At 64.6% G+C, this 22,680-nt stretch carries 19 protein-coding genes and 2 pseudogenes; 10 read left to right on the forward strand and 11 right to left on the reverse strand.

The window, feature by feature from the left end:
- Position 1 precedes the first annotated feature (1 nt).
- The 4 genes and pseudogenes from betI to betA form a co-directional block, all read left to right on the forward strand.
- A pseudogene (gene betI / locus HV823_RS20025) lies at positions 2 to 577 on the forward strand (transcriptional regulator BetI); the annotation flags it as partial.
- 286 nt (positions 578 to 863) lie between these two features.
- Positions 864 to 2,393 carry a choline-sulfatase gene (gene betC / locus HV823_RS20030; protein WP_176951521.1) on the forward strand — a complete coding sequence of 510 codons (1,530 nt, stop codon included), beginning with the start codon at positions 864 to 866 and terminating at the stop codon, positions 2,391 to 2,393.
- Between the two features lies 1 nt (position 2,394).
- Complete coding sequence (gene betB / locus HV823_RS20035) at positions 2,395 to 3,858, forward strand: betaine-aldehyde dehydrogenase (protein ID WP_176951522.1); 1,464 nt, start codon at positions 2,395 to 2,397, stop codon at positions 3,856 to 3,858.
- Positions 3,859 to 4,045: 187 nt separating this feature from the next.
- A complete protein-coding gene (gene betA / locus HV823_RS20040) occupies positions 4,046 to 5,698 on the forward strand; it encodes a choline dehydrogenase (protein ID WP_176951523.1) in 1,653 nt (550 codons plus the stop codon).
- Between the two features lie 63 nt (positions 5,699 to 5,761).
- Here betA and HV823_RS20045 read toward each other — a convergent pair whose 3' ends face one another.
- The 4 genes and pseudogenes from HV823_RS20045 to HV823_RS20060 all read right to left on the reverse strand — a co-directional run bounded on the left by HV823_RS20045 (position 5,762) and on the right by HV823_RS20060 (position 7,273).
- Positions 5,762 to 6,061 (reverse strand): type II toxin-antitoxin system RelE/ParE family toxin, encoded by a 300-nt coding sequence (locus HV823_RS20045; protein ID WP_176951524.1) that lies wholly within the window; start codon positions 6,059 to 6,061, stop codon positions 5,762 to 5,764.
- Positions 6,058 to 6,338 (reverse strand): annotated as a pseudogene (locus tag HV823_RS20050) (YlcI/YnfO family protein). The gene HV823_RS20045 and the pseudogene HV823_RS20050 overlap by 4 nt, the downstream one beginning before the upstream one ends.
- A 77-nt stretch (positions 6,339 to 6,415) precedes the next feature.
- Complete coding sequence (locus HV823_RS20055) at positions 6,416 to 6,886, reverse strand: DUF6644 family protein (protein WP_176951525.1); 471 nt, start codon at positions 6,884 to 6,886, stop codon at positions 6,416 to 6,418.
- A 3-nt stretch (positions 6,887 to 6,889) separates the two neighbouring features.
- Positions 6,890 to 7,273 (reverse strand): DUF6152 family protein, encoded by a 384-nt coding sequence (locus HV823_RS20060; protein WP_176951526.1) that lies wholly within the window; start codon positions 7,271 to 7,273, stop codon positions 6,890 to 6,892.
- A 299-nt stretch (positions 7,274 to 7,572) separates the two neighbouring features.
- Between HV823_RS20060 and HV823_RS20065 the strand changes: the two genes are divergently transcribed.
- Positions 7,573 to 8,910 (forward strand): chloride channel protein, encoded by a 1,338-nt coding sequence (locus tag HV823_RS20065; RefSeq protein ID WP_176951527.1) that lies wholly within the window; start codon positions 7,573 to 7,575, stop codon positions 8,908 to 8,910.
- A gap of 33 nt (positions 8,911 to 8,943) precedes the next feature.
- On the opposite strand, the gene HV823_RS20070 is transcribed toward HV823_RS20065, so the two are convergent.
- From HV823_RS20070 to HV823_RS20085, 4 genes are read right to left on the reverse strand one after another with little or no spacing between them, the layout of a single operon-like run.
- Complete coding sequence (locus HV823_RS20070; RefSeq protein WP_176951528.1) at positions 8,944 to 9,975, reverse strand: sulfate/molybdate ABC transporter ATP-binding protein; 1,032 nt, start codon at positions 9,973 to 9,975, stop codon at positions 8,944 to 8,946.
- Between the two features lie 44 nt (positions 9,976 to 10,019).
- Entirely contained in the window at positions 10,020 to 10,874 is an 855-nt protein-coding gene (cysW, locus tag HV823_RS20075) for a sulfate ABC transporter permease subunit CysW (RefSeq protein WP_176951529.1), read from the reverse strand.
- Positions 10,864 to 11,724, reverse strand: a complete 861-nt coding sequence (cysT, locus tag HV823_RS20080; protein ID WP_176951530.1) for a sulfate ABC transporter permease subunit CysT — start codon at positions 11,722 to 11,724, stop codon at positions 10,864 to 10,866. The genes cysW and cysT overlap by 11 nt, the downstream gene beginning before the upstream one ends.
- A gap of 22 nt (positions 11,725 to 11,746) precedes the next feature.
- A complete protein-coding gene (locus tag HV823_RS20085; protein WP_176951531.1) occupies positions 11,747 to 12,766 on the reverse strand; it encodes a sulfate ABC transporter substrate-binding protein in 1,020 nt (339 codons plus the stop codon).
- Between the two features lie 562 nt (positions 12,767 to 13,328).
- On the opposite strand from HV823_RS20085, the gene HV823_RS20090 reads away from it, so the two are divergent.
- The 4 genes from HV823_RS20090 (at position 13,329) to HV823_RS20105 (ending at position 17,042) form a co-directional block, all read left to right on the forward strand.
- Positions 13,329 to 14,078, forward strand: coding sequence for a phosphoadenylyl-sulfate reductase (locus HV823_RS20090; RefSeq protein ID WP_176951532.1), 750 nt, complete (start codon positions 13,329 to 13,331; stop codon positions 14,076 to 14,078).
- 40 nt (positions 14,079 to 14,118) lie between these two features.
- Complete coding sequence (gene cysD / locus HV823_RS20095) at positions 14,119 to 15,072, forward strand: sulfate adenylyltransferase subunit CysD (protein ID WP_176951533.1); 954 nt, start codon at positions 14,119 to 14,121, stop codon at positions 15,070 to 15,072.
- 1 nt (position 15,073) lies between these two features.
- Positions 15,074 to 16,552, forward strand: coding sequence for a sulfate adenylyltransferase subunit CysN (gene cysN, locus HV823_RS20100; RefSeq protein ID WP_176951534.1), 1,479 nt, complete (start codon positions 15,074 to 15,076; stop codon positions 16,550 to 16,552).
- A 271-nt stretch (positions 16,553 to 16,823) separates the two neighbouring features.
- The gene (locus tag HV823_RS20105) at positions 16,824 to 17,042 is read left to right on the forward strand and encodes a hypothetical protein (RefSeq protein ID WP_176951535.1); all 219 of its coding nucleotides are present in this window, start codon (positions 16,824 to 16,826) and stop codon (positions 17,040 to 17,042) included.
- Positions 17,043 to 17,118: 76 nt separating this feature from the next.
- Here the strand turns inward: HV823_RS20105 and HV823_RS20110 are convergent, their stop codons facing one another.
- On the reverse strand, positions 17,119 to 18,198 hold the full coding sequence (locus HV823_RS20110) for a D-alanine--D-alanine ligase family protein (protein WP_176951536.1): 1,080 nt from the start codon (positions 18,196 to 18,198) through the stop codon (positions 17,119 to 17,121).
- Between the two features lie 258 nt (positions 18,199 to 18,456).
- On the opposite strand from HV823_RS20110, the gene HV823_RS20115 reads away from it, so the two are divergent.
- Complete coding sequence (locus tag HV823_RS20115; protein ID WP_176951537.1) at positions 18,457 to 19,185, forward strand: DUF1194 domain-containing protein; 729 nt, start codon at positions 18,457 to 18,459, stop codon at positions 19,183 to 19,185.
- A gap of 310 nt (positions 19,186 to 19,495) precedes the next feature.
- On the opposite strand, the gene HV823_RS20120 is transcribed toward HV823_RS20115, so the two are convergent.
- Both HV823_RS20120 and HV823_RS20125 read right to left on the reverse strand, forming a co-directional pair.
- Positions 19,496 to 20,791, reverse strand: coding sequence for an HlyD family type I secretion periplasmic adaptor subunit (locus HV823_RS20120; RefSeq protein WP_176951538.1), 1,296 nt, complete (start codon positions 20,789 to 20,791; stop codon positions 19,496 to 19,498).
- Between the two features lie 39 nt (positions 20,792 to 20,830).
- Entirely contained in the window at positions 20,831 to 22,570 is a 1,740-nt protein-coding gene (locus tag HV823_RS20125) for a type I secretion system permease/ATPase (protein WP_343051947.1), read from the reverse strand.
- Positions 22,571 to 22,680: the final 110 nt, after the last annotated feature.

The raw sequence follows: 22,680 nt of genomic DNA on the forward strand, positions 1-22,680 counted from the left end.
TTTGCCCAAGGTCGGAATGGAGCCGGTGCGCCGCAAGGCGCTTCTCGATGCGACGCTGAAGGCGCTCGGCGACCACGGCTCGCCGGCCGTCACCATGTCGGAGATCGCAAGGCATGCGGGCGTTTCGCCTGCGCTGGCGCATCACTATTTCGGCTCCAAGGAGCAGCTGCTGGTCGCGACAATCCGGAGTCTTCTCAGGCAGTTGCGCGACGACGTGGTGAAAACTATTCAGCACGCTCACACGCCGCGCGAACGGCTTTCCGCCGTCATCCGTACCAGCTTTCACGCCGATCAGTTCGCACCGGAGACGATCGCCGCATGGCTGGCCTTCTATGCCGATGCGCAGCGATCCGAAGAGACGCGGCGGCTGCTGGTGCTGTATGCGCGCCGGCTGCGTTCGAACCTCGTCGCCAGCCTCGCCGTCCTGTGTCCGCGCGAGGACGCGATCCGCATTGCCGAAGGTGCCGCAGCCCTGATCGACGGGCTCTATATCCGCCAGGGCCTGCGCGCAGCCCCGATCAGCGCCGAGGCTTCGATCGCGCTGACGGAGGATTACCTCAACGCGCAGCTGCGGTCGATCGATGCCGCGCCATCCCGAACTGCCCCTCATCCGCCTGCCGGCACCTTCTCCCCGCAGGCGGGGAGAAGGACGGATGCCGCGCGCTCACCGGCCCACCCTCCCCTTGAGGGGGAGGTTCAGAGCGCAGCTCCGGGGTGGGGTGACCAGTCGGGAACCATGCAGGCGACCGATGCTGTCGCAGGATCACCCCCGCCCGCCGCTGCGCGGCGACCTCGCCCCTCAAAGGGGAGGTAGGGTGCGCCCCGCATTTGCCACCCCCGCAACACCCAAGGAACCGCACGCCGTGACCGCCAAGAAGCCGAACATCCTGATCATCATGGTCGACCAGCTGAACGGAAAGCTCTTTCCGGACGGGCCGGCGGACTGGCTGCATGTGCCGCACATGAAGGCGCTGGCGAAACGTTCGGCGCGGTTTGCCAACAACTACACGTCCTCGCCGCTGTGCGCGCCCGCCCGCGCCTCGTTCATGGCCGGGCAACTGCCGAGCCGCACGCAGGTCTACGACAACGCCGCCGAATACGCCTCCTCGATCCCGACCTTCGCCCACCACCTGCGCCGCGCCGGCTACTACACAGCGCTGTCGGGCAAGATGCACTTCGTCGGTCCCGACCAGCTGCACGGCTTCGAGGAGCGGCTGACGACGGACATCTATCCGGCCGACTTCGGCTGGACGCCGGACTATCGCAAGCCCGGCGAACGCATCGACTGGTGGTATCACAACATGGGTTCGGTGACGGGCGCCGGCGTCGCCGAGATCACCAACCAGATGGAATATGACGACGAGGTCGCCTTCCTCGCCAACCAGAAGCTCTATCATCTCTCCCGCGAGAACGACGACGCCGGCCGCCGTCCCTGGTGCGTGACGGTGTCCTTCACCCATCCGCACGACCCCTATGTCGCGCGCCGCAAGTTCTGGGACCTCTACGCGGACTGCGAACATCTCGAGCCGGAAGTGAGCATGCTGGAGAAGCAGGACCCGCACTCGCAGCGTATCCTGCATTCCTGCGACTATGCCGGCATGTCGATCACCGCGGAGGACGTGCGCCGCTCGCGCCGGGCCTATTTCGCCAACATCTCCTATCTCGACGAAAAGGTCGGCGAGCTGGTCGATACGCTGACCCGCACGCGGATGCTGGACGACACGCTGATCCTGTTCTGCTCCGACCACGGCGACATGCTCGGCGAGCGCGGGCTGTGGTTCAAGATGAACTTCTTCGAGGGCTCGGCGCGGGTGCCGCTGATGATCGCCGGTCCCGGCGTCGCCTCCGGCTTGCACACGGTGCCGGTCTCCAACCTCGACGTGACGCCGACGCTCTGCGATCTTGCCGGCATCTCGATGGAAGAGGTCATGCCGTGGACGGACGGCGAGAGCCTGGTGCCGGTCATCAACGGCGCGGAGCGGACCACGCCGGTGCTGATGGAATATGCGGCCGAGGCCTCCTACGCGCCGATCGTCGGCATCCGCGAGGGCAAGTGGAAATACGTCCACTGCGAACTCGACCCGGAACAGCTCTACGACCTCGACGCCGACCCGCTGGAACTGAACAACCTGGCGACTTCGGACAATCCCGTCATCCGGGCGACACTGGAGGCGTTCAGGCAGATGCGCGAGGCGCGCTGGGACATGGCCGCCTTCGACGCCGCCGTGCGCGAGAGCCAGGCGCGGCGCTGGGTCGTCTACGAGGCGCTGCGCAACGGCGCCTACTACCCCTGGGACCACCAGCCGCTGCAAAAGGCCTCCGAGCGCTACATGCGCAACCACATGAACCTCGACAACCTCGAGGAATCCAAACGCTACCCGCGGGGAGAATGAGATGAGAGCCCAGCCGAAAGCCAGCCACTTCATCGATGGCGAATATGTCGAGGACACCGCGGGCACGCCGTTCGAGAGCCTCTACCCCGCCACCGGCGAGGTGATCGCAAAATTGCATGCGGCAACGCCGGCAATCGTGGAAAAGGCGATCCAGGCAGCCAAGCGCGCGCAGCCGGAATGGGCGGCGATGAGCCCGACGGCGCGCGGCCGCATCCTCAAGCGCGCAGCCGAGATCATGCGCGAGCGCAACCGCGAACTCTCGGAACTGGAGACGCTCGACACCGGCAAGCCGATCCAGGAGACGATCGTCGCCGACCCGACCTCGGGCGCCGACAGCTTCGAATTCTTCGGCGGCATCGCGGCCGCCGGCCTCAACGGCGACTACATCCCTCTCGGACAGGATTTCGCCTTTACGAAGCGGGTGCCGCTTGGCGTCTGCGTCGGCATCGGCGCCTGGAACTATCCCCAGCAGATCGCCTGCTGGAAGGGAGCACCGGCGCTCGTCTGCGGCAACGCCATGGTATTCAAGCCGTCGGAAAACACCCCGCTCGGCGCGCTTAAGATCGCCGAGATCCTGATCGAGGCCGGCCTGCCGAAGGGGCTCTTCAACGTCATCCAGGGGGACCGCACGACCGGGCCGCTGCTCGTCAACCATCCCGACGTGGCGAAAGTCTCGCTGACCGGCTCGGTGCCGACGGGCAAGAAGGTGGCGGGTGCGGCCGCATCCGAGCTGAAGCACGTGACGATGGAGCTCGGTGGCAAGTCGCCGCTGATCATCTTCGACGACGCCGATCTCGAAAGTGCGATCGGCGGGGCGATGCTCGGCAACTTCTATTCGACCGGCCAGGTCTGCTCGAACGGCACCCGCGTCTTCGTGCAGAAGGGCATCAAGGACAAGTTCCTGTCGCGGCTGAAGGAGCGGACGGAGAAGATCGTCATCGGCGAGCCGATGGACGAGGCGACGCAGCTCGGGCCGATGGTATCGAAGGCGCAGCGCGACAAGGTGCTCGACTATATCGGCAAGGGCAAGGCGGAAGGTGCGACGCTTCTCACCGGCGGCGGCATTCCGAACCATGTGCCCGGCGAAGGCTACTACATCCAGCCCACCGTCTTTTCCGACGTCACCGACGGGATGACCATCGCGCGTGAGGAAATCTTCGGCCCCGTCATGTGCGTGCTCGACTTCGAGCATGAGGACGAGGTGATCGCCCGCGGCAACGCCACCGAGTTCGGCCTTTCCGGTGGCGTCTTCACCCGCGACATCACCCGCGCGCACCGCGTCGTCGACAGGCTCGAGGCCGGCACGCTGTGGATCAACACCTACAACCTCTGCCCCGTCGAGATTCCGTTCGGCGGCTCCAAGCAATCCGGCTTCGGGCGGGAGAACTCGCTGGCGGCGATCGAGCACTATTCGGAGCTGAAGACGGTGTACGTGTCGATGGGGCCGGTCGAGGCGCCGTATTGAAACAGGTCCGTCCCGGACCATTCCACTGGCCCCTCACCCTAGCCCTCTCCCCGCAAGCGGGGAGAGGGGACGTGGCACGCGGGTCACCCGAATGCCGGCAGGGGCGCGGCATATCCCTTCTCCCCGCCTGCGGGGAGAAGGTGCCGGCAGGCGGATGAGGGGCAACCAGGCAAGGAAGAGATAGGCAATGCAGAACGCAGATTTCATCATCATCGGCTCCGGCTCGGCCGGCTCGGCGCTGGCCTATCGTCTCTCCGAGGACGGCAAGAACACGGTCCTGGTGCTCGAGTATGGCGGCTCGGATTTCGGGCCGTTCATCCAGATGCCGGCCGCACTTGCCTGGCCGATGAGCATGAAGCGCTACAACTGGGGCTACCTCTCCGAGCCCGAGCCGAACCTGAACAACCGGCGCATCACCGCACCGCGCGGCAAGGTGATCGGCGGGTCGTCGTCGATCAACGGCATGGTCTATGTGCGCGGCAGTGCTGCGGACTACAGCGAATGGGAAGAACTCGGCGCGCGCGGCTGGGGCTATGCCGACGTCCTGCCCTACTTCAAGCGGATGGAGCATTCGCATGGCGGCGAAGAAGGCTGGCGCGGAACCGACGGGCCGCTGCATGTCCGGCGCGGCAGCTTCAGGAACCCGCTGTTCAAGGCCTTCGTCGAAGCGGGAGCGCAGGCGGGCTTCGAGCTGACCGACGACTACAACGGCTCCAAGCAGGAGGGCTTCGGCCTGATGGAGCAGACGGTCCACAACGGAAGGCGCTGGTCGGCCGCCTCCGCCTACCTGAAGCCGGCTCTCAAGCGTCCGAACGTCGAGCTGGTGCGCTGCTATGCGCGGCGGGTCGTGATCGAGAACGGCCGTGCGGTCGGCGTCGAGATCGAGCGCGGCGGCAAGATCGAGGTGGTCAGGGCCAATCGTGAGGTTATCGTCTCGGCCTCGGCCTTCAACTCGCCGAAGCTTTTGATGCTGTCGGGCATCGGCCCGGCGCAGCACCTGCAGGACATGGGCATCGAGGTGAAGGTAGACCGGCCGGGCGTCGGCGCCAACCTGCAGGACCATATGGAGTTCTACTTCCAGCAGGTCTCGACCAAGCCGGTTTCGCTCTATTCCTGGCTGCCCTGGTTCTGGCAGGGGGTGGCAGGTGCGCAGTGGCTGTTGACCAAATCCGGCCTCGGCGTGTCGAACCAGTTCGAATCCTGCGCCTTCGTGCGCTCGGCGCCGGGGGTAAAGCAACCGGACATCCAGTATCATTTCCTGCCCGTTGCGATCTCCTACGACGGCAAGGCGGCGGCGAAGAGCCACGGCTTCCAGGTGCATGTCGGCTACAACCATTCGAAATCGCGCGGGAACGTGACGCTGCGCTCGCCCGAGGTGAAGGACGATCCCGTCATCCGCTTCAACTACATGAGCCATCCGGAGGACTGGGAGAAGTTCCGCCACTGCGTGCGACTGACGCGCGAGATCTTCGGCCAGAAGGCGTTCGATCCCTATCGCGGTCCGGAGATCCAGCCGGGCGCAAACGTGCAGAGCGACGAGCAGATCGACGCTTTCCTGCGCGAGCACCTGGAGAGCGCCTACCATCCCTGCGGCACCTGCCGGATGGGCGACCGCAACGATCCGCTGGCGGTGGTCGATCCCGAAACCCGGGTGATCGGCGTGGATGGCCTTCGCGTCGCGGACAGCTCGATCTTCCCGCACGTCACATATGGCAACCTCAACGGCCCCTCGATCATGACCGGCGAGAAGGCGGCCGATCATATCCTGGGCAAGCAGCCCCTGCCCCGCTCCAACCAGGAGCCGTGGATCAACCCGCGCTGGGAGACGAGCGACCGGTAAGCTGGGACGGCCGATGCGGGGTGGCGTCGGTGATCAGCACCCCAGGCACCGCGCCCGCGATAGTCAGTGGTAGTCTTCCTCGCGCTGGTGGCGGACGGCGGCTATCGTCACCGTCTCGCTATCGTCGATCATGAAGAGAACGACGTCACCCGAATATCCGACCGGGACCAGAAGTTCGCGCAGCAGCGCGTTGTCCTTGTGCGCCTTGCGGCAGCTGAAAGGAAATTCGGTCAACATTCCGAGGGCGGACTGGATTGCCAACAAAGCGCGCTCGGCCAGGCCGACATCGTAGGCGATGAGGAAGTCGTACAGTCTGTCGAAATCCTCCAAGGCTTCTTTGGTATGGCGAAGCCGGTACTTCATTTCGGCTTCGCGGCCTTCCCGGCCCTTGCCGCTTCAAGCTTTCTTCTCATCATGGATAGGACATCGTCGGTCGTGTTATAAACCCCGTCCGCTCCGCCTCGGCGAGCGAGGCCAGCCCGCGGGCGATGAACTCGGCCTGCGTTTTCCGGTAGTCGATCTGCCGGCGGAGCGAGTTTTCGACGAAGGCCGACAGCGTCTCGCCCTCCTTCAGGACGCTTTCGGCGGCCGCGCGCAGTTCCGGATCGACGCGTAGCGATGGGATGGTGGCGGTTTTCATGGCGGCACCTCGTGCGTTGCAATTGCGATGCAATATGCCTGAAATCGCCACGGCGTTCGACGACGCCGGTCAACGGCTCAAAGAAATCCGATCCAGCGGCCGGCGACGACGGCTGCGATCCAGACGAAAAGCGAGGCTGCAGCCGCAAGGCGGAGCGCCGGTCCGGGGGCGGCGCCGGCCAGAACCGCCCTCCAGCCCGCGCCCCGGTGGACGAGGGCGACATTGGCGAGCCCGAGTGCGATCAGACCCAGCTTGGCGAGGAAGGCCGGATTGCCGGCATATTCCGCCGGACGAACGGAAAAGAGACAGAGGCCGGTGACGATGGCGAAGGCGAGACCGGCAGCCGCGACGCGCGACAGGTAGGGTGCGACGGACGCGAGAGGGACTTTCGGGACATAGCCGAGCAGCCGCAGGTCAAGCGCGAGGATGGCCCCGAACAAGGCGCCGATCGACAGGATATGGGCGGCATTGACGAAGAGATAGAGCGTCGCCGAAGCCTTCAGGGATCCTGCCAGCTTTGATGTTGCGATCCAGTCCAGCACCTCCATGCGCTAGTTGGTCCGGATCCGCTCCGGGTAGATGTCGAAGACCTTGCCGTTGACGGTGATGCGCACGGCCTTCATCCGCTTCTCGCTCTGGTCGAGCGAGCGGTTGCCGAGGATGACGACCTCGTCGCCCGGCTTGGCGGAGCCCTCGACGAAGCCCGCGCGCTGGGTCTGGCGCGGATTGCCGAGCTCGATCTTCCACAGGCCGTCGCTTGCCGTCTCGACCTGAAGCGACGGATGCGGCGGGGCGATCGTCACCGTGCGGACAATTCCGGTCAATTCGGACTGCTCCTCCTCGGCCCAGGTCCAGCCGTGATGAGCAAGGGCGGTGGTCGCGGCAAACGCCATGATGGCGGCCGTCGCGGCAAGCATGCCGATCGATGTTCGCATGACGCATTCCTTCCGTTTCGGTGGCAGTTGAAAACGAAGGTAGCGTACGCATCCGCAAAGGCGAGACGGATCACCATTGCTTGAACGCACGGCGTGATACCAACCTCGGCCGATATTGACCGATCGCGCCGGCGTGGTGAAGCGTCTGTCGGCCACTGGGATCGCTGTGGTCAATCAGCGCCCACCGGAGGCCGCATGCCAATCCGCGATCCAGCCTTCTAGCGGAGGAAGGCCGGAGCGGAATCATCGCGAAGGACATTTGCGGTTGCACTGCCGGCCCCAGATGTGACATTTGCGGGATGCGTCCGCTTTATACCAAATCCAAGATCCTCAGACGCTCACGTGCGCTACGAGGATCGCGCGATCAATGGAAGCTTCGGCTGGTGTTCTGGATCGGAGCCGTCTCCACCGGCCTCATCAGCGTGCTGTTTGCGAAGATGGCCGATGCAGCACAGCATCTGTTCCATGGCATGCGTGGCGTCGAAGGCTGGGGCTATCTCATGCCGCTGCTCGTCACGCCGGCCGGTTTCATGGCCTGCTGCTATGTCGCGCTCAAGTTCTTCCCTGGCGCGCAGGGCAGCGGCATTCCGCAGGCGATCGCGGCGCGCCACCTGGAGGATATGCAGGATCGGACACGCCTCCTTTCGCTGAGAATTGCGATCGGCAAGATCCTCCTGACAGTGGCCGGGCTCATGAGTGGCGCCTCCATCGGGCGAGAGGGACCGACGGTCCAGGTGGGCGCCGCCATCATGATACAGGCAGCCCGCTGGGGCGGTATCGCCCATGCCCGCGGGCTGATCCTGGCCGGATCCGCCGCAGGGATCGCGGCCGCCTTCAACACGCCAATGGCCGGCATCGTCTTTGCAATCGAGGAGATGAGCCGCAGCTACCAGTCGCGCGCCAATGGCCTTGTGCTGACGACAGTCATACTTTCGGGACTGGCGGCCATGGGGCTGGTCGGCAGCTATACCTATTTCGGCGAGACCGACGAAGTCGCCAGAACGGCGGCGGACTGGTCGATGGTGGCGATTTGCGGCATCGTCGGCGGGGCGCTCGGAGCGGCGTTCAGTGCCCTCGCCCTGCACCTGACCCTGCGAATCCGGCGATGGACGCAGCCGGCAAGGCTCCGCCGTTCACTGCTCCTTGCCGGCTGCTGCGGCCTTTTCGTGGCCGTGGTCGGCATCCTCTCCCGCGGCGAAACCTTTGGCACTGGCTACGAACAGGCACGCGCCGCCCTGGAGGGAGCGCCGGCTTCGCCACTCTACTTCGCCGAGAAGCTGGCCGTCACCTTTGCATCTATGATGTCGGGCATACCTGGCGGGATCTTTGCCCCATCGCTTTCGGTCGGCGCCGGCTTCGGCAGCACTCTGGCGCTCATGCTTGGCGCGAATGTCGGCCTCGGAGCGCTCCTGGGGATGGCCGGCTATTTCGCTGGCGTCGTCCAGGCGCCGATGACGGCCTTCGTCATCATTCTCGAGATGACCGGCAACCACGACAACGTCATCGCCTTGATGACCGCCTCGATGCTGGGCTACCTCACCTCGCGGCTGATCTCCCGCGAGCCCCTCTATCACGGTTTGTCGCGAAATTTTATCGCCGAAGCGATCCGCACGCGGCGGGCCCAGCAGCGCGCGTAGGCAACGGCTCGCACCGTCGACCCTGTCCGGCCGTCAGTAAAACAGCTTCCAGCGCGTCGGGCGGAACGACAGGACCGAGCCGTTCGAGGCGGCCGCATCCAGCGGCACCTCGATCTCGACATGACAGGGCTCCTCCGAAGAGCCCAGTTCCACCTCGGCGATGCGGGTGCCGGCAAGGCGGCGGCTGGCGGTGACCGGGCCGGTGAAGCCAGGCCCCTCGTCTGCCAGCGACACGTCCTGCGGGCGGAAGAACAGCCGTGCGGCACCGTCGCGCTGGGCCGAAAGCCCGGTCGGCGCACCGTGGAAGAACACCGCGCCGCCTTCCACCGTCACCGGCAGGTTGGCGCTCTCGCCGATGAAGGAGAAGACGAAGGGCGAGTTCGGCCGGTCGTAGACGTCATCCGACGAACCGACCTGCTCGATCTTGCCCTGGCTCATCACCACGACGCGGTCGGCAAGTTCCAGCGCCTCTTCCTGGTCGTGGGTGACGAACACGGTCGTATGGCCGGTCCTGTCGTGGAACTCGCGCAGCCACCGGCGCAGTTCCTTGCGCACCTTGGCGTCAAGGGCGCCGAACGGCTCGTCGAGCAGCAGCACTTTCGGCTCGATCGCCATGGCGCGGGCGAGTGCCACGCGCTGGCGCTGGCCGCCGGAGAGCTGGTTGGGAAAACGCTTCTCCAGGCCAGACAATTGGACCATGTCCAGCAGTTCCAGCGCCCGGCGGCGGATTTCGGCCTTTGGCGGGCGCTGGGCCTTCGGCCGGACGGTGAGCCCGAAGGCGACGTTCTCGGCCACCGTCATATGCCGGAACAGGGCATAATGCTGGAACACGAAGCCGACGTTGCGCTCGCGCACGGACTTGTAGGAGGCGTCCTCGTTGCCGAAGAAGATGCGGCCCTGCGTCGGCTGCTCCAGGCCAGCGATCAGGCGCAGCAGCGTGGTCTTGCCGGAGCCGGACGGCCCGAGCAGCGCGATCAACTCGCCGGACTTGATGTCCAGCGAGACGTCGTGCAGCGCCGGGTAGAGATCGAATTCCTTGCGGATCTTTTCAACGCGAATTTCCATATACGGTCAGCTCTTCCCAGTATCTTGTCGGTCGTTGTTTCTTGTCAGTGCTTCTGGCCGGCCGACAGTTCGGAACCGTACCGGGTCTCAAGGATCGTCCGCAACACCAGCGTCAGCAGCGCCAGCAGCGCCAGCAGCGAGGCGACGCCGAATGCGCCGACGACATTGTAGTCGTTGTAGAGGATCTCGACGTGCAGCGGCATGGTGTTGGTCAGGCCGCGAATGTGGCCGGAGACCACGGATACGGCGCCGAACTCGCCCATGGCGCGGGCATTGCAGAGCAGGACGCCGTAGAGCAGCGCCCACTTGATGTTGGGCAGCGTCACGTACCAGAAGGCCTGCCAGCCATTGGCGCCGAGCGAGATCGCAGCCTCCTCGTCGCCTGTGCCCTGGTCCTGCATCAGCGGGATCAGTTCGCGCGCCACGAAGGGAAAGGTGACGAAGATCGTCGCCAGCACGATTCCTGGAACCGCAAAGACTACCTGGATGCCGTAGGATTTCAGGAACGGGCCAAGGAACGAATTGGCGCCGAAGAGAAGCACGTAGACCAGGCCGGAGATGACCGGGGAGACCGAGAACGGCAGGTCGATCAGCGTGATCAGGAAGGCCTTGCCACGAAACTCGAACTTCGCGATCGCCCAGGAGGCGGCGACGCCGAACAAGAGGTTGGCCGGAACGGCGATGGCCGCCACCAGCAGCGTCAGCCTGATGGCCGAGACGGCGTCCGGTTCCTGCAAGGCAGCGACATACTCGCCCGAGCCCTTGCCGAACGCCTCCTTGAAGACGATCAGCAGCGGCGTCAGCACGAACAGCGCCAGGAAGGCGAGCACGATGAAAATCAGCGTCAAGCGAACGGGCGCACTTTCGCTGATCGGGTTCTTGAAGGCCCTACTGCTCATAGCCGAACCTCCGCCTGCTCCAGGCCTGAATGACGTTGATGAGGAGAAGCATGAGGAAGGAGATGATCAGCATGATGGTCGCGATCGCTGTCGCCGATCCGTAGTCGAACTCCTCGAGGCGGATCACGATCAGAAGCGGGGCGATTTCCGAGACGAACGGAATGTTGCCCGCGATGAAGATGACAGAACCGTATTCGCCGATGCCGCGGGCGAGCGCCAGCGCGAAACCGGTGAGGATCGCCGGCACGAGACCGGGCAGGATGACGCGGAAGATGGTCTGGAAGCGGTTGGCACCGAGCGAGGCGGCCGCTTCCTCGACCTCCTTGCTGATCTCCTGCATCACCGGCTGGACGGTGCGGACCACGAAGGGAAGACCGATCGCGATCAGCGCGATGACGATGCCGAGCGGCGTATAGGCGACCTTGATGCCGAGCGGCGTCAGAAAGCTACCGATCAGCCCGTTCGGCGCATAGAGCGCCGTTAGTGCAATGCCGGCAACGGCAGTCGGGATCGCGAAGGGAAGATCGACGATGGCATCGACGATCCGGCGGCCGGGAAAGTCATAGCGCACCAGCACCCAGGCCGTGATGACGCCGAAAACGACGTTCACCACCGCTGCGATCAGCGCCGTGGAAAAGGAGACCTTCAGGGCTCCGAGCGTGCGGGCGTCGGTGATCAGGCGGAAGAAGTCGAACCAGCCAAGGGCTGCGGAGCGCCAGCCGAGTGCAGCCAGCGGAATGAGAATGATGAGCGTCAGGTAGGCCAGCGTAAACCCGAGCGTCAGTCCGAATCCCGGAATGACGCTCGGATTTTTCCAGTGCCACCGCGCAGCGCTGCGGGCGGATATCATGTGATGTCAGTTCCCCTCGGTATCAGTTCCCGGGCTTGTAGACCTGATCGAAGATGCCGCCGTCACCGAAGAATTCCGGCTGCGCCTTCTTCCATCCGCCAAAGGCCTCGATCGTCACGAGTTCAAGCTTCGGAAACTTCTCAAGCAGCTTCTGATCGACGACGGACGGATCCGACGGGCGATAGAAGTTCTTGGCCGCCAGATTCTGACCTTCCTTGCTATAAAGATACTCGAGATAGGCATTTGCAAGCTTTTCCGTTCCCTTGGCTTCGGCGTTACCCTTGACAAGCGCGACCGGGGGCTCGGCATAGATCGACAGCGTGGGCGCGACGATATCGAACTCGTCGGGGCCAAGTTCCTCCAGCGCCAGCCAGGCTTCGTTCTCCCAGGCAAGCAGCACGTCGCCGATGCCGCGCTCGACGAAGGTGGTCGTCGATCCGCGCGCACCGGTGTCGAGAACCGGCACGTGCTTGAAGAGCGTGGTGACGTATTCGGCCACCTTGACCTTGTCGCCGCCGAACTGCTTGTCGGCCCAGGCCCAGGCGGCGAGGAAGTTCCAGCGCGCGCCGCCGGAGGTCTTCGGGTTGGGGGTAATCACCTCGACGTCGTCCTTGATCAGGTCGCCCCAATCCTTGATCCCCTTGGGATTGCCCTTGCGGACGAGGAAGACGATCGTCGAGGAATAAGGCGTGGACTTGTTCGGCAACAGTTCGCGCCAGTTGTCCGGTATCTTCTTCGTATGCGCGACGATCGCGTCGATGTCGGCCTCCAGTGCGAGCGTCACGACATCAGCCTCGAGACCGTCGATGACGGCGCGCGCCTGCTTGCCGGAACCGCCATGCGACTGCTGTATCGTGACGTCCTCGCCGGTCTCCGCCTTCCAGTGCGCCGCAAACGCGGCGTTGTACTGCTTGTAGAGTTCGCGGGTCGGATCGTAGGACACGTTGAGCAGCGTCGTCTGCGCCCAGGCGCCCGGAACACTGCCGACCGCAAGGCCGACACCGAGCAGAGCTGCACCTAACCTTTTGGAAAAAATAGACATTTGCCACTCCCTCACAGTTTTGATGAACAAACTCTATCTAGTTAGTAGAATTAGTCAACATTGAAGGCGAACTTCGCAAAAGTCGTTCCCTGCAGCGCGCGGGAAGGCAAAACCGTTCCCGGCGAACAGGCGCAGGCGACATGCTTCTGCCGGGAAAACCCCGGCCGGGGAAATGCCACGGGCACCTCAACGAGCGCCGGCGGAGTTCCATTGTGCATAGTTTCAGCGCGTCTGGAAGGCTTCCGCGCCGACGCTTGCAATGCCATCGTTTTGTTGCGCACGCGTCAAAAAGGGCACCCCGGCCGAGGCGCCGCGAAAGGGCAGACGGCCACGGCAGGACCTGGGCAGTTGGCAAAGCCGCCCGGCGCGGCGCAGTGGCCGTCCCCGCCGCAAGCTGCCGCCGGCTTCGGTTCGCCCGTGCGCGTGAGGGCGGCAGGATTTCTGCCGCAGGCGCGAGATGGAGAGATATTTGCTCCGAGCCGAAAGGAATGGAAATCCGTTTTTCTGTCCGCTTGCGAAGGCGCCTGCGATAATCCGGCCAACTTTGGACAGGGCCTTTCCCATGACTGCAGTGACGGAACATAGCGCCGCAAAGACGCTCAACGAACAACTCGGCGAACGCGATCTCGCCGCCCGGCTGGCGCTGGTTGCAAGCCTCGGCGGACGCGCGGTCTTCACCACCAGCCTCGGCATCGAGGATCAGGTCATCACCGCGGCGATCGGCCTGAACCGCCTTCCGATCGACGTGGCCACGCTTGAGACCGGCCGGCTCTTCAAGGAGACCGTCGATCTCATCGACGAGACCGAGGAACGCTTCGGCATCGAGATCACCCGCTTCCACCCACGGAAGGACGATCTCGATGAATTCATCGCCAAGTACGGCGTGAACGGCTTCTACGAAAGCGTCGAAGCGAGACATGCCTGTTGTGGCGCGCGCAAGCTGAAGCCGCTTGCGCGCGCACTCGAAGGGGCATCCTTCTGGATCACCGGCCTGCGCCGCGGCCAGTCCGGCAACCGGGCGGAAACGCCCTTTGCCGAGTACGACGCCGAGCGCAACCTGATCAAGGTGAACCCCCTTGCCGACTGGGATCTCGAGACGATCAACGCCTACGTGGCCGAGAACGCCGTGCCGGTAAACCCGCTGCACGCGCGCGGCTACCCGTCGATCGGCTGCGAGCCCTGCACCCGCGCCATCAAGCCGGGGGAACCCGAGCGTGCCGGCCGCTGGTGGTGGGAAAACGACGAGAAGCGCGAATGCGGTCTCCACGTTCCCGAAGCCGCCATACCTTCGCTCAATTCCAGTTCTCTCTAAGGCCGCACGGCCGCACGAATTTTTCCGGAGACACAAACGAATGTCCGATAACCGCAACGAAGCGGAAGCCAGGAGCGCCGCGGCTTCCAAGCCGCCGCTAGACCCGCATCTGAAGGCGCTCGAAAACGAGGCCATCCACATCTTCCGCGAGGTCGCCGCCGAATTCGAACGGCCGGTGATGCTCTATTCGATCGGCAAGGACAGCTCCGTCCTGCTGCACCTCGCCCGCAAGGCCTTCCATCCCGGCCGCGTCCCCTTCCCGCTGCTGCACGTCAACACGGGCTGGAAGTTTGCCGAGATGATCGCCTTCCGCGACGAGATCGTGAAGCGCTACGACCTCGACCTGATCGAGCACATCAACCCGCGCGGTGCTGCCGAAAACGTGACGCCGTTCACGCACGGCTCGGCGCGCTACACCGACATCATGAAGACGGAAGCGCTGCGCCAGGCGCTCGACGCCGGCAAGTACGACGCGGCCTTCGGCGGCGCACGACGCGACGAGGAAGCCTCGCGCGCCAAGGAACGCATCTACTCGTTCCGCACGCCCGACCACCGCTGGGACCCGCGCAACCAGCGCCCGGAGCTGTGGAACGTCTACAACGGCATGATCAACCGCGGCGAAAGCGTGCGCGCCTTCCCGCTGTCGAACTGGACCGAGGTCGACATCTGGCGCTACATCCAGGCCGAGAACATCCCGATCGTGCCGCTCTACTTCGCCGAGAAGCGCCCCTACATCGAGCGCGACGGCATGATGATCCTCGCCGAGGACCCGCGGCTGGAGCTTCTGCCCGGTGAGGCGAAGCAGGAAGGACTGATCCGCTTCCGCACGCTGGGTTGCTTCCCGCTGACCGGTGCGATCCGCTCCACCGCGACCACGCTGGACGACATCATTTCGGAGCTCGAGACGGCGACCGTCTCCGAACGCCAGGGCCGCGCGATCGACCGCGACCAGTCCGGCTCCATGGAAAAGAAGAAGCGCGAAGGGTATTTCTGAGATGACCGCATCCGCCACCGCTACCGTTGCCGCCTTTCCGGCCGTCGAGACCGAACGCGCATCGCGCGATTCGCGTCCGCTCCGGCTGATCACCTGCGGCAGCGTCGACGACGGCAAGTCGACCCTGATCGGCCGTCTGCTCTGGGATACCAAGGCCGTCAAGGAAGACCAGGCCGCCACCCTTCAGCGTGATTCCTCCGGCAAGCAGAACGATCTCGGCCTGCCCGACTTCGCGCTTCTGCTCGACGGCCTGCAGGCCGAGCGCGAGCAGGGCATCACCATCGACGTCGCCTACCGCTATTTCTCGACCGACCGGCGCTCGTTCATCGTCGCCGACACGCCCGGCCACGAGCAGTACACCCGCAACATGGCGACCGGCGCGTCTACCGCCGACCTCGCCGTGCTGCTCGTCGACGCCCGCACCGGCATCCTCGAGCAGACCCGCCGTCACGCGACCATCGCCACCCTGATGGGCATCCGCCAGTTCGTGCTGGCCGTCAACAAGATCGACCTGACCGGCTACGACCGCGCCCGGTTCGACGAGATCAGCCACGAGTTCAAGGAACTGGCGCTGTCGCTCGGCGTCAAGCAGATCACCGCGATCCCGGTCTCCGCACTGAAGGGCGAGAACGTCGTCTATGACGGCCGCGCCTCCATGCCCTGGTACGAGGGCCCGACGCTCGTCGAGACGCTGGAGAAGGCCACCGTCCGCTCCAACCAGACGGTCGGCTTCCGCCTGCCCGTCCAGCGCGTCTCGCGCCCGGGCGAAAGCTTCCGCGGCTATCAGGGCACGGTTGCCGGCGGTGCGGTCAAGCCCGGCGACAGCGTCGTCGTGCTGCCCTCCGGCATGGTCGCCAACGTCAAACAGATCGTCACCTTCGATCTCGTGCGCAATGCCGCCGTCGCCGGCGACGCGATTACGCTTGTTCTCGACCGGCAGGTGGACGTCTCGCGTGGGGACATGATCGTCTCGATCGACAGCCAGCCGATGACGGGGCGCAAATTCGACGCGCAGATCGTGGCGCTGCAGCCGGAAGGCATCGAGCCCGGCAAGCGCTACTGGCTGAAGAGCGGTAGCCGCCGCCAGCGCGTCAGCGTCACGCCAGCGAGCCAGCTGGATCTCAAGAGCGGCAAGTGGAACGCGGCCGAGGCGCTGCCGATGAACGCGATCGGCAAGGTGGCGCTGACCTTCGACGAGCAGGCGATCTTCGATACCTACGAGCAGAACCGCACCACCGGCGCGTTCATCCTGATCGACCCGGACACGCACAACACGATTGCGGGCGGCATGATCACCGGCCGGCATTCCGAACTCGGCGGCATCCACAAGGGCGACGAGCGGGTGATCCTGTCGCTGCCGGCCGATCTTGCCGACAAGCTGATGGCGACCGAGATCTTTTCCAGCCGCCGCCACGACGCCGAGGTGCGCCACACCAACGCCGGCCGTGCAGCGGAACTCCTGGCCGGCCTGGACGAGTAATCGCGAACGGGACATTTTGACAGATCGAAGGGGCCCTCGCGGCCCCTTTGCATTTCCCCCGTCCTGCTGCGGATGCCCTTCCTCGTGACATCCGGATTAAAGAAACAGGCGGGCATTTCGTGCGGGGGAGCGCCCTCAAGCGCTTCGCGGTCTTTCCGATCGGCGCCTGACGCATTAGGTCTGCGATTCTACGCATGTCATTGCCGCAAGACCGCCGCACGGTTTTGCGCGACATGCTCCGGCATTTCAAGGCGAGGGAACGGGCGGCATCATGAATGAGGACAAGTCGGAGATTGCCGCCCTTCTGAAGGCGATGGCCGAAAGCCCCCGGCGTGACAACAGCACTTATCACAAGGCGATGGCCGAAGCGCGGCAAGCCTTCGAGGACGCCGAAGCGGCCCTGGGCGGGCCGCTGCAGGTGAAGACCAAGACGAAGTTGACCCGCAAGGGCCGCTACGTGGTGAAGTGGACGTTCAGCCGCGCGGATTGAGCGTTCAGATGCCGTTGCGGCTTGCACCGGCAGCGGCAGAATTGCCGGCGCGTCAGCCGCCCGGTGGGCACGCCGTTTAGGTGGCCGACGCTGCCGAGCGCGCCAGCCCGTGCGCCACCAGCCGGCCGATCAGTTCGGCATAGCCGACCCCGCTTGCTTCCATCGCCTTGGGATACATGCTGATATTGGTGAAGCCGGGAATGGTGTTCACCTCGTTGACGAGGAAGCCGCCGTCCGCCTTGACGAAGAAATCGACGCGCGCCATGCCATCGCAGCCGACCGCGCGGAAGGCCTTGGCCGCCGTGTCGCGCAGCGCCTTTTCGATGTCTCCGGGCAATTCAGCCGGAACCTTCAGCGCCGCACCGTCGGCATCGATATATTTCGCGTCATAGGTATAGAAGCCGTGGCTTTGGGCGGGCACGATCTCCCCTGGGCGGGAGACGAACAGACCGCCCCGCTCGTCCTCCAGAACGCTGCATTCGATCTCGCGGCCGCGGATGAACTCCTCCACCAGCAGCTTTGGGTCATGCCGGAAGCCCTCGGCGAGGGCTGCCTCATAATCTGCCTGGCTTTCGACCTTGCTGACCCCGACGGACGACCCCTGCCGGGCGGGCTTGACGAAGACCGGAAGGCCAAGCGCGCGCTGGAGCTCCGCGAAGGTCGGGGTCTGGCCTTGAAAGATCGTGACGGAACGGGCGGCAGGTACGCCCGCCTCGTTCATCAGCCGTTTGGCGATGTCCTTGTCGAGCGCCGCCGCAGAACCGAGGATGCCGCAGCCGACCAGCGGAACGCGCGCCACCTCCGCCAGCCCCTGCACCGAGCCGTCCTCGCCGTAAAGGCCGTGCAGGACGGGAAACAGGATGTCGGCCTTCGGCAGTTCCGCGGCAGTGCCTGCGGCGGGTATCGCCAGCATCCGCCCTCGCCCGCCGGGCAGCAGGCAGATCTCGGTGCCGCCGGACGGCTTTTCGAGTTCGCCGTTCGCGAAGCTGCTCAGCAACCACTGCCCATCGCGGGTGACGAATACCGGCACTGCATCGTATCGTGCCGGATCCAGCGCGCGCATGACATTGGTGGCTGAAAGCACCGATACGTCATGCTCCGACGAGCGTCCGCCGAACAGCACGACGATGCGCAGTCTGGTTGTCGTTCCGGCCATCATTGTCCCCTTGAGTTGGAATCGATCTTCTCCGGCATCGGGTCGATTTGAGGCGGAATTATGCAGCGTCCAGAAAGTGTTACGACTATTGCCCGGAAATTTCAGGTCGGCGCTGTCGTGTTTCGCCGGAGCTCGGAAGGGCTCTCGCACCCGCAACCGTCTAAAAAAGAGCCATAAGGATCCGCTATATATTTTCCATTATGCTAATATAAAGTCGCCGCGTCGCTGACGCCGGCGATCTCATCGGGGGTTTGAGCTTTGAGGGCACCCTTCGCGCATCTGCCGGCGCTGGGCTGCGCGCTGCTTCTGTCGGCAGCGCCGCCAACCTCCCGCGCCGGCCCGTGCGTCGATCTCGCGCTGGTGCTTGCCGTGGACGGATCGGGGAGCATTACGGATGCAGAGTTTGCTTTCCAGCAAGATGCAATCGCGGCCGCACTCCGCGCGCCGGACGTCCGTCGCGCAATGCACGAAGCCGGCGTCGTGGCCCTTGGCGCAGTGTTCTGGGGAGACGGTGAATTCCCGGTTCAGGCGATCGGCTGGCATGTCGTGCTGCGTGGCGCCGGCGGCGAAGCACTCGCAAGCCGGATCGAAAATACGCCGCGGCTGGTGTTTGGCAATACCGATATCGGCAACGGGCTATGGTCCGCGCTCGATATGCTTGCCGAACCCGCCATGTGCGCGGTTCGCAGCGTGGTCAACGTCTCGGGCGACGGCATCGAGACGATCGCACCGAAGAGGCGGCGGGTCGTATCCCTTCCAGCTGCACGTGAACGGGCAATGACGATGGGCGTCACCGTGAACGCGCTGACGGTCTCGAACGACGTGCCGGGCCTTGCCTCCTACTATGCCGGCAGCGTCATTGCCGGCAGGGGAGCCTTCGTCATGGACGTCCGCAACAACGACGATTTCGCCGCAGCCATCAAGCGAAAGCTCATCCGGGAGATATTGCCACAATCCGTGGCATCGCTAGGGGATGGAGCCCGGTAGCGGTGAACCGCAAACGCCTCCCGTCCGCCGCCCGAATTTAGCGTATGCCGCCGGAAAGCGTTTTCGACGGCATGCACCTGCTAAAGCGTATCAGAAAAAGAAGTACCAGAGCAGGAGAACGACAAAGAGCGGAACGCCCATCAGCCACAGGATCAATGCACGAACCATCTTTTCCTCCATCTGCAAAAAAGCCGTTGCGGAAAGAATGTCCGGCGTCCGCCTTTGTTCCGTCCGGCACATCCCGCCCAAAGAGAAAGCCCCGCGACATGATCGCGGGGCTTTCCAATCTTCGGCCGGGGCCGGGCGCGGACTACCGCTCCCGGAAGGCCTTGGCGAAATAGTCGCCGAGCGGCTTGATCAGATATTCCAGCGGCGAGCGCTCGGAGGTCTGGATGAAAGTCTCGACCGGCATGCCGGGGATGACGTGCTTGTCGCCGAGCTTCAGCATCTCGCCGGAATCCGGCTTGATCTCCGCCTGATAGTAGGTCGCGCCGGTGCGCTGGTCCTGCAGAACGTCCGCGGCCACCTTGGTGACATGGCCGAAGATTTCCGGCGTCGAGCGGTGGTCGAAGGCACCGAAGCGGATATGAGCCACCTGGCCGACATGGACCTGGTCGATCTGCGTCGGCGAGATCTGCGTCTTGATGACGAGGTCGTTTTCCTGCGGGATGATGTAGAGCAGCGGATCGGCCGGCTTGATGACCGACTTCAGCGCATGCACCTGCATGCCGAGGATGACGCCCGGAACCGGCGCGGTGATGTCCATGCGGCTCAGCGTTTCGAGCTTGGCGGTGCGGTTTTCCTTGAGCTCGGCGATCTTCGCCTCGATCTCGCGCAACGAGGTCGTCGCCTCCTCGCGCATGTCGGAATCGATATTGAGGACGGCGAGCTCGATCTCGGCGACCTTGCCGGCATTTTCCGCGATGCTGGACTTCGCCTGGCTGATGGTGCCGGCGATATCGGCCTCCTCGCGCTGCAGCTGCAGCACGCGGCTGGCATTGGTCAGGGACTTCTGCAGAAGCTTGTTCTGCGCGTCGAGTTCCTGCTCGATCAGTTTCAGCTGCGTCTCCAGGGCGGCGATGCGGCTGTCCAGGCCTTCGTTCTGCTTGGCGATCTGCTTCTTCTTCTCGCTGAGCTGGCCGATCTTCTTCTCGCGGGTTTCCCGGCGCGCCTCCATCAGGCGCGTCTGCCCCTCGACGATTTCCTGGACCTCGGGGTCGGTCTTTGCCCGTTCGATGAGTTCGGGATCGAAGCGGATTTCCGCCTTGTCGTCCTGTTCGGCCATCAGGCGGGCTGCCGTGCCCATGAGGCTGAACAGCTGGTTTTCGATGACGGCGAGTTCCGACCGGTCGAACGTGTCGTCGAGGCGCATCAGCACATCGCCGGCTTTGACCGTGTCGCCTTCCTGCACGTTGATCTTGCCGACGACGCCGCCGGTCAGATGCTGCACGACCTGGCGGTTGCTCGCCACTTCGATGATGCCGCTGGCGACGACGGCGCCGTTGATCCGGGTCAGGGCCGCCCATGCCCCCATGCCGCCCAGCAGCAGGAAGACCGTGGCATAGCCTATGAGAGCATAGCTCCGACCGCTCCATTTCTTGTTCATGGTGTCCAATTCCTGTTCTGTCTCGCGCCTTGAAGCGTCTTACTTGTTGCTGCCGCCGGTGCCGGTGCCCTGCACGACCTGCGCATGGTTGCGAAGATGCGCGCGCAGGACTTCGTCGCGCGGGCCGAATGCCAGGCGCTGGCCATTTTCGAGGATCAGGATCAGATCGCATTCCTCGATCGCGGCCGGGCGATGCGCCATGATGACGACGGACTTTCCTTCCGCCTTCAGGTTGCGGATGGCGAGGTTGACCGCCAGCGAGCCTTCGGCGTCGAGGTTGGAGTTCGGCTCGTCCAGAACCACCAGAACCGGATCGCCATAGAGCGCGCGGGCAAGGCCGATGCGCTGCTTCTGGCCGCCGGAGAGGCGGGCGCCGGTCGCCGGCAAGCGCGTGTCGTAGCCATCGGGAAGGCGGAGGATCATGTCGTGCGCGCCGGCTTTCTTGGCCGCGGCCACCACCTTTTCGGCGTCCGGGTTGATCTCCATGCGGGCAATGTTCTCGGCAACCGTGCCCTCGAACAGGACGACGTCCTGCGGCAGGTAGCCGACATGCTCGGCAAGGCCGTCAAAGCCGTACTGTTCGAGCGAGGCGCCGTCGAGGCGGGCGTTACCACCGGCCGGCGGCCAGATGCCCGTCAGGATGCGGGCAAGCGTCGACTTGCCCGACGCGCTCTGGCCGATGACGCCGAGCGCCTGGCCCGGGCCGAGCTCGAGGCTGAGCATGCGCAGGGTCGCGACCTTTTCCCCCGGCGGGATCGCCGTGACCTGATTGACTTCGAGGATCGCACGCGGCTTCGGCAGCGCCGTGCGGCCTTCTTCCTCCGGCACCTTGGCCAGGAGCTCGGAGAGCTGCTTCCACCCCTGGAAGGCGCGCTGGACCAGCGCCCACTGGCCGATGGCACCTTCGATCGGGGCGAGCGCGCGGCCGATGATGATCGAGCTTGCGATCATCGCGCCGGCGGTGATCTGGTTCTGCAGCACGAGATAGGCGCCCAGCGCCAGGATCGCCGACTGCAGGAAGACGCGGAACGTCTTGGAAGAAATGGCGTAGAAGCCGTTGCTGTCGCTGTAGCGGATATTGGCCTCGAGCGCGCGGTCGCGAAGCATCTGCCAGCGGTGGCCGACCGAGCGGCGCATGCCGAGCGCGCGGACCGTATCGCTCTCCTTCTGCAGCGTCTGGGTCATCTCGTCGCTCTGGCGGCCGGACACCATGGCGCGTTCCTGGTCGCCCTTGGTCCCGTTCTGGTTCAGCCAGGTCAGCGTGATGAGGATCAGTCCGCCGACGACGCCGAGCAGGCCCATCCACGGATGGAACATGAAGATCACGAACAGGAAGAACGGCGTCCACGGAATGTCGAAAACGGTAAAGACCGCCGGCGACGACAGCACCTTCTGGATCGCGTCGAGGTCGCGCATGCCGGTCAGCGTCGAAATCCCGCGCGAATGCAGCGTCGTGCGATCGAGCACGGCGTCGAACACGCGCTTGTCGAAGCGTGCCTGGAACTTCGCGCCGACCCGCGCCGCCAGGCGGCTGCGGATATGGTCGAGCACGCCCATGATCGCGAACAGGCCGACGATGAGGCCGGTGAGCGCCACCAGCGTCGCCTCCGAGCGCGAGGCCAGCACCCGGTCGTAGATCTGGAGCATGAACAATGGCCCGGTCAGGACCAGCAGGTTGACGAAGAAGCTGAAGAGCCCCATCGCCCAGAAGGCTTGCTTGCTATCTTTCAGCGCGGCGCGCAACTCGTCCGCACCGCCATTGCCAGCAGAAATTGCCACGGTCTGTCCTCTTCACCGATTTTCGGTTTCGCAATAAATACGAAAAACCTGCCACAAAGGGTCCGCACTTTTAGCGCGCGGACGCGGCAGGCGTGTCGTCTCAAAGTTAA

The organism is Mycoplana rhizolycopersici (assembly GCF_013378445.1).
Classification (GTDB): Bacteria; Pseudomonadota; Alphaproteobacteria; order Rhizobiales; family Rhizobiaceae; genus Mycoplana; species Mycoplana rhizolycopersici.